General features: G+C 72.0%; 10 protein-coding genes. 6 read left to right on the top strand and 4 right to left on the bottom strand.

Annotated features, from left to right (window positions below; translation table 11 throughout):
• Window positions 1-218: 218 nt before the first annotated feature.
• Window positions 219-1013, bottom strand: a complete 795-nt coding sequence (locus ACFW2Y_RS12430) for a polysaccharide deacetylase family protein (RefSeq protein WP_384876987.1) — start codon at window positions 1011-1013, stop codon at window positions 219-221.
• Window positions 1014-1360: 347 nt separating this feature from the next.
• Between ACFW2Y_RS12430 and katG the strand changes: the two genes are divergently transcribed.
• Together katG and ACFW2Y_RS12440 are read left to right on the top strand one after the other, a co-directional pair.
• Window positions 1361-3547, top strand: coding sequence for a catalase/peroxidase HPI (katG, locus tag ACFW2Y_RS12435; protein ID WP_384876989.1), 2187 nt, complete (start codon window positions 1361-1363; stop codon window positions 3545-3547).
• A 125-nt stretch (window positions 3548-3672) separates the two neighbouring features.
• Window positions 3673-4491: an SDR family NAD(P)-dependent oxidoreductase gene (locus ACFW2Y_RS12440; protein ID WP_384876991.1), complete on the top strand. Its 819-nt coding sequence runs from the start codon at window positions 3673-3675 to the stop codon at window positions 4489-4491.
• A 139-nt stretch (window positions 4492-4630) separates the two neighbouring features.
• On the opposite strand, the gene ACFW2Y_RS12445 is transcribed toward ACFW2Y_RS12440, so the two are convergent.
• Window positions 4631-5128, bottom strand: coding sequence for a DUF3291 domain-containing protein (locus tag ACFW2Y_RS12445; protein WP_384876993.1), 498 nt, complete (start codon window positions 5126-5128; stop codon window positions 4631-4633).
• Between the two features lie 32 nt (window positions 5129-5160).
• Window positions 5161-5832, bottom strand: coding sequence for a helix-turn-helix transcriptional regulator (locus ACFW2Y_RS12450; RefSeq protein ID WP_384876995.1), 672 nt, complete (start codon window positions 5830-5832; stop codon window positions 5161-5163).
• Between the two features lie 220 nt (window positions 5833-6052).
• Here ACFW2Y_RS12450 and ACFW2Y_RS12455 point away from each other — a divergent pair, with 220 nt between their 5' ends.
• From ACFW2Y_RS12455 to ACFW2Y_RS12470, 4 genes are all read left to right on the top strand, one after another.
• The gene (locus ACFW2Y_RS12455; protein ID WP_384876997.1) at window positions 6053-6736 is read left to right on the top strand and encodes a TetR/AcrR family transcriptional regulator; all 684 of its coding nucleotides are present in this window, start codon (window positions 6053-6055) and stop codon (window positions 6734-6736) included.
• Window positions 6737-6842: 106 nt separating this feature from the next.
• Window positions 6843-8228 (top strand): GH1 family beta-glucosidase, encoded by a 1386-nt coding sequence (locus ACFW2Y_RS12460; RefSeq protein ID WP_384876999.1) that lies wholly within the window; start codon window positions 6843-6845, stop codon window positions 8226-8228.
• A 2-nt stretch (window positions 8229-8230) separates the two neighbouring features.
• Window positions 8231-9496, top strand: a complete 1266-nt coding sequence (locus ACFW2Y_RS12465) for an MFS transporter (protein WP_384877001.1) — start codon at window positions 8231-8233, stop codon at window positions 9494-9496.
• Between the two features lie 181 nt (window positions 9497-9677).
• Entirely contained in the window at window positions 9678-10364 is a 687-nt protein-coding gene (locus tag ACFW2Y_RS12470; protein WP_384877003.1) for a response regulator, read from the top strand.
• Between the two features lie 70 nt (window positions 10365-10434).
• Here ACFW2Y_RS12470 and ACFW2Y_RS12475 read toward each other — a convergent pair whose 3' ends face one another.
• The gene (locus ACFW2Y_RS12475) at window positions 10435-12168 is read right to left on the bottom strand and encodes a GAF domain-containing protein (RefSeq protein ID WP_384877005.1); all 1734 of its coding nucleotides are present in this window, start codon (window positions 12166-12168) and stop codon (window positions 10435-10437) included.
• Window positions 12169-12199: the final 31 nt, after the last annotated feature.

Here is a 12199-nt window from a genome sequence, read left to right on the forward strand (position 1 = left end):
CCGCCGCGTGCGCGGCGGACGCGCCGAGACACGAGAAGGCGGCGGCAACGGCGAGGAGCGAGGAGATGCGTCGTGTAGAGGTCACACTCCCCCAACGCGTCGACCTGCTCGAAGACACGGCGTCCGCCCCCTCGCACCGCCCGAACGGGCCCCGGCGAGCGGTGCCGCCCCGGCCCCGGAGCATCGAGCGCGCGGGGCACGCGCGCCGGTCGCGGCGCTCAGGGGGTCGTGCGGACGGGGAAGCTGAAGGAGTGTCCGTGCTGCTTCAGCCAGGGCACGACCTGGCGCAGGGCCGCGACGGTCTGGCTGCGGTCACCGCCGCCGTCGTGGAAGAGGATCGTGGGCCCGTTGGGCAGCTCGTTCTTGACGGTGCCGACGATCGAGGCCGTACCGGGCAGTTCGAAGTCCTTGGTGTCCACGTTCCAGCCCAGCGGTCGCATGCCCGCAGCCGCGGCGATCCGTCGGCTGTCCGGGGTGAACGCACCGCCCGGCGCCCGGTAGTACTCGACCTCGACGCCGCCGGCGGCTTCCTCGATCAGCTCCTTGGCTTCGAGGATCTGCCGCTCCTGATAGGCCACGGACTTCTTGTCCATCGTGGTGTCGTGGGTCATGGTGTGGTCACAGAGCCGGTGGCCCTCCGCCACGACCCGCTTGACGAGGTCCGGATGTTGCCGGGCCTGCGGACCGATCATGCAGAACACGGCCTTGACGTCGTACTGCTTGAGGACGTCGAGCACCTGGGGCGTCCAGCGGGGGTCGGGCCCGTCGTCGATGGTGATGTTCACCGCCGCGCCCCCCGCTTCGGCGGCGTGCGCAATGGCCCGGGGCACCTTCACCGGCCGCACCGGGGCCGGCACCTCGGGCTTCGCCGCAGGAGCCTCCACCGCCGGAGCTCCCCCCGGCCTCGCGCTCGCCCCGCGGTCCATCAGCGCCGTGGCCCCCCAGACCGCCGCGCTGAGCCCCACCGCCGAAGCCACCACGGCTATGTGCGCGGTGTACTTGCCCTGCCCCATGAAATCCCACTCCCCGTCGGTTGCGACCGTCTCCCTCGTGAGAGGACGGCTCGAAGAGCCGGAAGGTTTCATCACATCCCGGTCCATTTCCAGGAGGAGCTGCACCTCGGACGGCCCCCCGGCCGCCGACGGGGCCGGAACCCGGGCCACCGCCCCGCGCTCCGTCCGCCCCGTCGACCACGACGGGCCCGTCCATGCGGCCGGGGCACCACTGCCCCCATGGAAAATTCTCCCTTTCCAGATATGTCGACCGGGTGGAGCCCTGCGTGTTCTCACGCCCGCGCGGCCCGCCGTGAGCGACCATGACGGACGCCGAAACCGTCCCCACGAGCGGAAGAAGGACCCCCGTGCCCGGCAGCGACAGCGAGAACCCGGCGATCCCCTCCCCCACTCCCGCCGACAACCGCCCCATGACGAACGCGGACTGGTGGCCCAACCAGTTGGACCTTCAGGTCCTCCACCGGCATTCGCCCCTGTCCGACCCGATGGGCGAGGAATTCGACTACGCGAAGGAGTTCGCGGGCCTCGACGTCGAGGCCCTGAAGCGCGACGTGTTCGCGGTGATGACGGACTCCCAGGAATGGTGGCCCGCCGACTACGGCCACTACGGGCCCCTCTTCATCCGGATGAGCTGGCACGCCGCGGGGACGTACCGCATCGCCGACGGCCGGGGCGGCGGCGGCAGCGGCGCACAGCGCTTCGCACCGCTCAACAGCTGGCCGGACAACGCCAGCCTCGACAAGGCGCGCCGGCTCCTCTGGCCGGTCAAGCAGAAGTACGGCAGCAAGATCTCCTGGGCCGACCTGCTGGTCTTCGCCGGCAACTGCGCCATGGAGTCCATGGGCTTCACGACCTTCGGCTTCGGCTTCGGACGCCCGGACGTCTGGGAGCCCGAAGAGATCTTCTGGGGTCCGGAGGACACCTGGCTCGGGGACGAGCGCTACCGCGGCGACCGTGAGCTCACCGGCCCCTTCGGCGCCGTGCAGATGGGTCTGATCTACGTCAATCCGGAGGGGCCCAACGGCACCCCCGACCCGGTCGCCGCCGCTCGGGACATCCGGGAGACCTTCGGCCGCATGGCGATGGACGACGAGGAGACGGTCGCGCTCATCGTCGGCGGCCACACCTTCGGCAAGTGCCACGGCGCAGTCGACCCGCAGTACATCGGCCCGGAGCCCGAGGCCGCCCCCATGGAGCAGCAGGCCCTGGGGTGGCGGAACACCCACGGCAGCGGCACGGGGGCCGACGCGCTCACCAGCGGGCTGGAAGGGGCGTGGACCACGGAACCGACGACCTGGGACAACGGCTACCTGGACCATCTGTTCCGGTACGAGTGGGAGCTGACGACCAGTCCCGCCGGTGCCCAGCAGTGGACCCCGAAGGACGCCTCGGCACAGGGCACGGTGCCGGACGCGCACGACCCGTCGAAGCGGCACGCGCCCATGATGCTGACGACGGACCTCTCCCTGCGGATGGACCCCGTCTACGCGCCGATCGCGAAGCGCTTCCACGAGAACCCCGACCAGCTCGCCGAAGCCTTCGCCAAGGCCTGGTACAAGCTGCTGCACCGCGACATGGGGCCCCTCTCCCGCTACCTCGGACCGTGGATCCCCGAGCCGCAGCTCTGGCAGGACCCCGTCCCCGCGGTCGACCACGACCTGGTCGGGGAGGCCGACGTCGCCGCCCTCAAGGACAGGATCCTCGACGCGGGGCTTCCGCTGTCCCACCTGGTCACCACGGCCTGGACGTCAGCGGCGAGCTTCCGCGGCACCGACAAGCGCGGCGGGGCCAACGGCGCCCGCATCCGGCTCGCGCCGCAGAAGGACTGGGAGCTCAACGACCTGCCCGAGGTGACCCGGACGGTCGAGGTGCTGGAAGGGATCCGCGAGGACTTCAACGGCTCGGGCGGCGGGACGAAGGTGTCCCTCGCCGACCTGATCGTGCTGGGCGGGTGCGCAGCCGTCGAACGGGCCGCGAAGAACGCCGGGCACGACGTCACGGTCCCGTTCGCGCCGGGGCGCACGGACGCCTCGCAGGAGCAGACCGACGTGGAGTCGTTCGCCGTCCTCGAACCCCGGGCGGACGGATTCCGCAACTACCTGCGGCCGGGCGAGAAGCTGTCCCCGGAGACGCTGCTGCTGGACCGCGCCAATCTACTGACGCTGACCGCCCCCGAAATGACCGTGCTCATCGGCGGCATGCGAGCGCTGGGCACCGGTTTCAAGCAGTCGTCGCACGGCGTCTTCACCGACCGTACGGAGGCGTTGACCAACGACTTCTTCGTCGGCCTGCTCGACATGGGCACGGAGTGGAAGGCGTCCCCCTCAGAGGAGAACGTCTTCGAGGGACGGGACCGCACCACGGGCCGGGTGCGGTGGACCGCCACCCCCGTCGACCTGGTCTTCGGTTCGCACTCCCAGCTCCGGGCCCTCGCCGAGGTGTACGCCTCCGCGGACGCCGGCGAGAAGTTCGTGCACGACTTCGTCTCCGCCTGGGACAAGGTGATGAACCTCGACCGGTTCGACCTCCGCTGATCACGGCCCGCCGGTCCGGTCGGCCGCTTCGGTCGGCCGGACCGGCACGTCCTCAGCCTGGTGGTGCCAACACCAGGTGCAGCACCCACTCCCGGGGGACGGCCGGGAGTGCCAGCGTGGTGGCCATGACCCAGCGCACCACTCTGATCACCGGCGTCACCCAGGGCATGGGGCACGCACTCGCGCTCGACCTGGCGCCCCTCGGCGGCACCCTCCTCCTGCACGGCCGGAACGCCGAACGCCTGGAGGCCGTGGCCACCGAGGTCCGGGCCGCCGGGCCCGGCACGACCGTCCGCACCCATGTCGCCGACCTCTCCGACCTGGACCAGGTCGATGCGATGGCCGCCCGGATCAGGGCGACGGAACCGCACCTCAACGGCCTCGTCCACAATGCGGTGGCGGGAGGGGGGTCACAGCCGCTCCTGCGCGAGCTGAGTGGCCAGGGGTACGAACTCCGCTTCGCCGTCAACCACTTGGCGCCGTACGCACTCACCCGCGGCCTGCTGCCGCTGCTCACCGCCTCGGCGCCGGCTCGGGTGGTCAACGTCGCCTCGATCGGACAGGAGGAGATCGACTTCGACGACGTGATGCTGGAGCGCGATTACGAAGGCCTGCGCGCCTATTGCCGGAGCAAGCTGGCGATGATCATGGCAACCTTCGAGCTGGCCGCCGAGCTGGAGGGCAGCGGCGTCACGGTGAACGCCCTCCACCCGGCCCACCTGATGGACACGGCCGGGGTCCGCGCCTACGGCCTCACCCCCGTCACCAGCACCGAAGAGGGCGTTCGCCCGACCGTGCGACTGCTGCTGGATCCGGAGTTGGCCACGGTCACGGGGCGTTACTTCGACCGGTTCGACGACACGCGGGCCCACGAGCAGGCCTACGACGGCGAGGCGCGCGAGCGCCTGATGGGGTTGACCCGGGACCTGATCGACCGGAGGTGACCGCCATGGGTCCCGTACCGGAGGGCGGCGCGTCCGGTCGGGGGCGCCGGGGTCGCGACCGGCCGCAGCCCGCGGGAACCGTGGTCGACGACCCCGGGACCGGCCGACACGGGGAATCGGTCGGCCCCGGGCCATGGGCTCAGACCGGGGCGGGCCCCGCCCCCGACTCCTGCGCGGCCTCGGCCGCGGTGTGGGGGGAGGCGAAGGTGAAGGCGCGGGGGGACGGCCCCCGCTCCTGCAGCTCGGTCAACCGCGCCACGGCCTCGGCGACGGTCGGCACGTGCCCGGCGGGCACCCACCAGAGCACCAGGTGCGCCCGGACGTGCCGCTCGAACCATTCGCGACGCCGGCGCATCACGTCCAGGTGACCGCTGCGGTACGCGTAGTCCCACAGGGCCTCCGGGGTCTCCCACACCGACAGGTTGACGATGACGTCCTCTCCCAGCGGGCGCAGGCCGGTGGCGTCGTCGTCCCCTTCCCCGACGAGTCGCCACACGAAGCCGGGGGCTCCGTCAGCGGCGGCGTTGACCGGATCGAGGAGCTCCACGAACGGCGCCACGCGCGGGTCGTCGAGGGGGTACCGAAGGGTGGCGACGTTGAGTTGGGCGAGGTGGAAGGCGTGCGCGGGTGCGGTCATGGGTTCATCCCAGCACGACTCGATTTTCTATGTCAATGATTATTGTTTTTAGAAGCTTCGACCACCACACAGCACTCTCCCGGCCGGGCGTCCATCCGGGCGCGCACGGGACCGTCCGTGCCGAGCAGACCGTCGAGCAGCGCGAGGTTCATGCCACAGACGAGCGGGGGAAAGCGTTCGGCCACCGCGTGGAAGGGGCAGTTGCGCAGCCGGACCGCGCTCGCGCCGTCCCCTTCGGCGACCTCCACGTACGGCTCGTAACCGCGGGCGGCCAGCAGTTCCACGGCCTCCTCCAGCCCTTCGCAGGGAGCCGCCCCACCGCGCAGGGACTCTCCCCGCCGGCGCGCCGCCGCACAGAGCCCGGCATCGAGCCCGGCCTCCTCGGCGGCCTCGGCGAGCAGCTCGGCGGCGGTGCGGTAGTCGCGCCCGGGCAGCGACACCGACCGCTCGCCAGGAGCCCGCACGTACACCTTGGCGGGACGACCCGCCCCGGGCCCCGACCGTCCGGTCAGCCGACGACTGCCGCTCTGCAACAGCCCGGCCTCGGTCAACTTGTCCAGGTGGTGGGCGGCCAGGGTGCGCGCCACCCCGACCCCCTCGGCGGCCTCGTTGCGCCCGACCTCGCGCCCCTGGGCCGCCACGTACTCGTACAGGCGGCGCCGCACCGGATCCTGCAGCACCGCGATCGCATCGATGTCCTTCACCCACCCATTCTAAGAACGACGGGAATGGGCGATAGAAGGCCGTGGGGGGCGCCCCCACCCCGGTGTGGCACCCCCACCCCGGTGCGGCACCCCCGACACGGCGCGGCGCCCGCGGGACCGGGGCCCGGCGTCGGGAAGCGCCCCGGCGAACTCCTGGACACCGGCCCGCCAGACGGCCGCGTGCTACCTTCGCCCCCCATCGGACGACGGGGAGCAAGCCGTGACGGAAGCGACGAAACCGGAACCCGGCGCGCGGGCACGCATCCGGAGACGGCCGCAGCAGGCACGCAGCAGGGCCCGGGTCGAGGCCGTCCTCGCGGCGGCCGACCGACTCCTGTCCCGGGAGGGGTACGAGGCGCTGACCGTCCGGCGGATCGCCGAGGAGGCGGGCGTGCCGATCGGCAGCATCTACCAGTTCTACCCCGACAAGAGCGCGGTCGTGGACGCCCTCGGCCAGCAGTACCTGACGGCCTTCAAAACCGCCATCGACGGGCTCGTGGAGCGGGCCGTCGGGGGCGAACTGACCGATCTGGTCGGCACGATGGTCGACGTCTACGCCGAGGTCTTCCGGTCCCAGCCCGGCGGCATGGTGCTCTGGACCGGACGGCACCTCAGCCCGGAACTCGCACGGGCCGACGAGGCGAGCAACGCCCTCATCGCCGAAGGCCTGCAGCGCATCGTCGAGCACCTGCTCGGCGCACCGGGCGGTGAGCGGGTGCGCCGGGCGACCCGGATGGCGGTGTGGGCGGCCAACGCCGTGCTGCACGAAGCATTCAGGAACGAGGGGGAACCGGACCTGGAGACGGTGGACGAGCTCAAGCGGATGCTGAACGCCTACTGGGAGGACCTGCACGACCGACTGACGGCCGCGGAAGACCGCTCCGGAGCGCCTCCCCACCCATAGAACATGAACAGAAGTTCATGTTACGGTGCGGCCCACTTCGGACGGCGGGCCGCACGCACGCCGGCGGTCGAAGGTGATCAGCTCCCGCATCACCGATCGAAGGCAGGTGCCCGTGACCACCCACTCCACCGATGCCGCACGACTCCCCCGGCTCCCCTCCGGCTTCACCTGGGGCGCCTCGACCGCCGCGTACCAGATCGAGGGCGCGGCCGAGCAGGACGGCAAGGGCCCCTCCATCTGGGACGCCTTCGTACGGCGCCCGGGGGCCGTACGCGACGGGCACACCGGCGACACCGCCTGCGACCACTACCACCGGTTCGACGAGGACGTCGCGCTGATGCACCGGCTCGGGCTCGACGCGTACCGCTTCTCGATCTCCTGGCCGCGCGTCCTACCGACCGGTGCGGGCCGGGTCGAGCCGCGCGGGCTCGACTTCTACGACCGCCTGGTCGACGCGCTGCTCGCGGCCGGAATCGAGCCGACGCCCACCCTCTTCCACTGGGACCTGCCCCAAGCCCTGGAGGACGGGGGCGGATGGCTGGACCGTTCGACCGCCCACCGGTTCGCCGAGTACGCAGCCGTCGTCGCCGATCGGCTCGGCGACCGGGTCCGCCGGTGGATCACCCTGAACGAGCCCTTCGTGCACATGTCCTTCGGCTACGGCTTCGGCGTGCACGCCCCGGGCCGTGCCCTGCTGCTCGACGCGCTGCCGGTCGCCCACCACCAACTGCTCGGCCACGGCCTCGCCACCGCCGCGCTGCGGGCCGCCGTCCCGGAAGGGCAGGTGCTGATCGCCAACAACTGCACCCCCGTCCGCCTGCGCCCGGACGCCCGGTCGGCCGCGGACGGCACCGCGGCCTCGGCCTACGACGTCCTGCACAACCGGCTCTTCAACGACCCCGTCCTCCTGGGCCGTTACCCCGACCTCTCGGCCTACGGGATGCCCGATCCGAGCTGGGGCGGAGTGGTGCGCGACGGGGACCTGGCCACCATCTCCGCTCCACTGGACGGCCTCGGCATCAACTACTACAACCCGACCTGGGTCACCGCTCCGGCCGACCCCGCCTCCGGCCTCCCCTTCGACCTGACCGAGCCCCAGGAGGACTACCCCCGGACCGACTTCGGCTGGCCCGTGGTTCCCGAAGGGCTCACGGAGCTCCTCACCGGCCTCCGCACCCGCTACGGAAGCGCCCTTCCCCCGGTGTGGATCACCGAGAGCGGCTGCTCCCAACCCGCGGGGCTGGACGACCAGGACCGGATCGCCTACCTCTCCGGACACATCGCCGCAGTGGCCCGTGCCCAGGCCCTGGGGGTCGACGTGCGCGGCTACTTCACCTGGTCGCTGCTCGACAACTTCGAATGGGCGGAGGGCTACCACCAGCGCTTCGGGCTCGTCGAGGTCGACTTCGCCACCGGACTCCGCACGCCACGGGCCAGCTTCGCGTGGTACCGCGACCTGATCGCCTCCCAGCGGTCCAGAGCGACGGAGTGACCGTGGACCGCGCCCCGGAAGCAGCGGCGGCGGACCTCACCGCCGTCCTCGCCGAGCCCACCGTCCCGGTCACGGCCGGCTGGACGGCCCGTCTCTCGCTGGCCACGCTCGCCGTCTTCATGGCCTTCATGACGCCCATACAGGTCCTGCTGCCGCTCCAGCTCGAACACATCTCCCCGCAGGACAAGAACACCGCGCTGTCGCTCGTCACGGGGCTCGGGGCGCTCATCGCGGTCCTCGCCAACCCGATCGCCGGCGCGTGGTCGGACCGCACCACCAGCCGGTTCGGCCGCCGCAGGCCCTGGATCCTCGGCGGTGCCCTCGCCGGGGCGGCGGGGCTGGCGATCACCGCCACCCAGCACACGGTGGCGGGCGTCGCCCTCGGCTGGTGCCTGGCGCAAGCCGGCCTGAACGCGATGCTGGCCGGGGTCGCCACCCCGATCGCCGACCGGGTGCCACTCGACCAAAGGGCCCGGGTCTCCGGCTGGACCGGCCTCATGCAGTCCTTCGGGCTGGTCCTCGGAGCGCTCGTCACCACCCTGCTCGTCACCGGTGTCCGGTCCGGCTACGCCGTCCTCGCCGTGCTCACCGTGGTGCTCGCCCTGCCCTTCGTGCTGTTCCACGCCGAACCGCCGCTGCCCCGGGCGCTGCGCCCCGCCTTCGACTCCCGCGCCTTCGCCCGCTCGTTCTGGGTGAGCCCGCGGCAGCACCCCGACTTCGGCTGGGCCTGGCTCAGCCGGTTCCTGATCAACCTCGGCAACGCCCTGGGCACCCTCTACCTCTTCTACTTCCTCTCCGATGCCGTCCACCACCGCGACCCGGGCACCGGGGTGCTGGTCCTGACCGCGGTCTACACCCTGTGCGCCGCCCTCACCGCCGTCCCCGTGGGTGCCCTGTCCGACCGGGTGGGGCGGCGCAAGGGCTTCGTCGTCCTCTGTTCCCTGATCATGGCAGCCGCCGCGCTGGCTCTCGCCCTGTTCCACACCTGGCCGGCCGCCCTCGCCGCCGCCGCCGTCCTCGGCGGGGGCTACGGCATCTACCTCGCCGTCGACCAGGCCCTGGTCACCCAGGTGCTGCCGAAGGCCGTCGACCGCGCCAAGGACCTCGGCGTCATCAACATCGCCAACTCCGGCCCCCAGGTCCTCGCCCCGGCCGTCGCCGCACCGGTCATCGCCCACCTCGGCGGCTACACCGGCCTGTACGCCGCGGCGGCCCTGGCCATCCTCCTCGGCGGCCTCCTCGTCGGCCGCATCCGCGGTGTGAACTGACCCCGGCTGCGTTCCGCACCCTCCCGAACGAAGCCGAGGACGACCCCGGGGCCGGGACGACCGGCCGGCCCGTCCGTGCCCCGCAGGCGGCATCCGGACGGATTCCGGTACCCATGGGGGGCGGGGATGGAGGACAATCCTCATGGGGGCGGGCAGGAACCCACCGACCCCGGGAAGCACCATGACCGATCTGCCGACCGCCGCCGGACCGACGCGGGTCTTCCTCGTCGACGACCACGAGGTCGTGCGCCGGGGTCTGCGGGACCTGATCGACGACGAACCCGACCTGGAAGTGGTCGGAGAGGCGGCCACGGCAGAACAGGCCCTCGCCCGCGGGCCGGCGCTGCGCCCGCACGTCGCGGTCCTCGACGTGCGCTTGCCGGACGGCGACGGGATCTCCGTCTGCCGGGAGCTCCGCTCACGGATGCCCGAACTGGCCTGTCTGATCCTGACCTCGTTCGACGACGAGGAAGCACTGCTCGACGCGATCATGGCGGGAGCGGCCGGTTACGTCCTCAAACAGATCAAGGGGGCCGACCTCGTGTCGGCGGTACGGACCGTGGCGAGCGGACAATCGATGCTGGACCCCGCGACCACCGCCCGGCTCATGCGCTCCCTGCGGGACCCCGAGCCGGCGCGACAGCCCGAGGACGAGCGGCTCGCCGTGCTGTCCGAGCGGGAACGGTCCGTCCTCGACCTGATCGGCGAGGGGCTCACCAACCGGCAGATCGCGAAGCGGCTCTACCTGTCGGAGAAGACCGTCAAGAACCACATCTCACGGCTGCTCGGCAAACTCGGGGTGGAGCGCCGCGTGCAGGCCGCCGTGATCGCCGCGCAGGCCCACGAGCACGAAGCGGAGGAAGGGTAGGGACTCCGGCCTCCCCCGTCGGGGGCCGGCGGCCAGTGGAGGCCAGCGGGCACAGCCGCCGGTCCGGCCCTCAGCTCCGCCCGGTGGACAGCGGGATCCGCCACTCGACCGCCGTGCCGCCCACCGGCTCGCCCCGCGCCCGGACCGTCAGGGTGCCGCCCAGTTGCTCGGCCCTCTCCAGGAGGTTCCGCAGCCCGCTCCGGGGACCGTTCGGCGGGATGCCGACCCCGTCATCGCTCACCTCGACCGCCAGGACGCCCCCGTCGCAGACCACGGACACCTCGGCCCGGTGCGCCCGAGCGTGCCGGGCCACATTGCTCAGGGCCTCGCCGATGACGGCGATCACCTCATCGGCCGTCTCGGGGGGCACGTCCGTGTCGAGCAGGCCCTCCATGCGCAGCGCCGGGGTGAATCCGAGGGTGACCATGGCCTCGTCCACGGCTTTGACCACCCGGCTCCTCAGCTTCGGTGCACTGCCCGGAGCGTCGTGTTCCCGGAGGCCGAAGATGGTCGACCGGATGATCTTGATGGTGGCATCGAGGTCATCGATCGCCCGGCCCAACCGGTCCGAGGCCTCCGGGTGGTCCACGAACCTGCGGGTACTCTGCAGGGTCATGCCGGTCGCGAAGAGCCGCTGGATCGCCAGGTCGTGCAGGTCGCGGGCGATGCGGTCGCGATCCTCCAGGAGGCTGATCTGCTCCGCCTCCCGACGCCGGTCCGCCAGTTCGAGCGCCAGTGCCGTCTGTCCGGCGAACCCCGGCAGGGCAGTGGTCTCGGCGACCGTGAAGTGCTGGCGCTCGCGGCGGCGCGCGAGGATCAGGACGCCGCTCAACCGCTCCTTCGTGCCCACCGTGACCGCCACCGCCGGGCCCAAGCCCTTCCACTGGTCGCGCTGGACCGTGATGCGCGGCTCGTTCTCCACGTCGGCGACCGTGACCAGGCCCTCCTCCGCGAGGGCGATCGCGGCGAGGGTGCCCTCGCTGCTGGGCAGCACCAGGCCCCGGTGTGCTTCGGCCCCCTCCCCCCGGGCGAGCGACCCCCTCAGCTCGCCCCGGGAACCCATCAGGGCGAACACCCCGGTGTCCGCCCCCGCGATGTCCACCGCCTGCTCCAGCATCCCTTCGAGGACCTCGGCCTCCTCCGCCCCGGACAGCAGGGCGCTGGTGAGGTCGGAACTCGCGGCGAGCCAGCGCTGCTTGAGCCTGCCCTCCTGGTACAGGCGGGCGTTGTCGATCGCGATGCCGGCCGCAACGGCCAGGGTCGTCACCACGGCCTCGTCCTCGGCGTCGAAGTCGACCCCGTTCCGCTTCTCGGTGAGGTACAGGTTGCCGAAGACCTCGTCACGGACACGGACCGGAACGCCCAGGAAGGAGTGCATCGGCGGGTGGTGCGGCGGGAAACCGTACGAGGCGGGGTGCTCGGACAGTTCGGGCAGGCGCAGGGGGTGCGGATTGCGGATCAGTTCGCCGAGCAGGCCATGGCCCGAGGGCAGGTCCCCGATCCGTGCCCGCAGCTCCTCGTCGATGCCGACGGTCACGAACTCCGAGAGCTTCCGATCGTCGCCGATGACGCCCAGTGCCCCGTACCCGGCGTCGACGAGGGTGACCGCCGCCTCCACGATGCCCCTGAGCACCTGGGGCAGGTCGAGCTCGCTGCCCACGGCCATGACGGCTTCGAGCAGTCCGTTGAGCCGGTCCCTGGTACCCCGCACCTCGTCGATGCGCACCTGCAGCTCGTCGAGCAGCTCGTCGAACTTCAGCCGCGGGAGCCTGCTGTCGCCCGGCCCGGGGCTCTCCCGATCCATCGCCACCTCCGGCCACGTCGCACGCACGGCC

This window comes from Streptomyces sp. NPDC058877 (assembly GCF_042742855.1).
Classification (GTDB): domain Bacteria; phylum Actinomycetota; class Actinomycetes; order Streptomycetales; family Streptomycetaceae; genus Streptomyces.

Bases quoted from the DNA above. Each gene is read 5' to 3' on its own strand.
- ACFW2Y_RS12475 (WP_384877005.1), bottom strand. From the start codon at position 12,168: ATGGATCGGGAGAGCCCCGGGCCGGGCGACAGCAGGCTCCCGCGGCTG.
- ACFW2Y_RS12445 (WP_384876993.1), bottom strand. From the start codon at position 5,128: ATGACCGCACCCGCGCACGCCTTCCACCTCGCCCAACTCAACGTCGCC.
- ACFW2Y_RS12440 (WP_384876991.1), top strand. From the start codon at position 3,673: ATGACCCAGCGCACCACTCTGATCACCGGCGTCACCCAGGGCATGGGG.
- ACFW2Y_RS12470 (WP_384877003.1), top strand. From the start codon at position 9,678: ATGACCGATCTGCCGACCGCCGCCGGACCGACGCGGGTCTTCCTCGTC.
- ACFW2Y_RS12430 (WP_384876987.1), bottom strand. From the start codon at position 1,013: ATGGGGCAGGGCAAGTACACCGCGCACATAGCCGTGGTGGCTTCGGCG.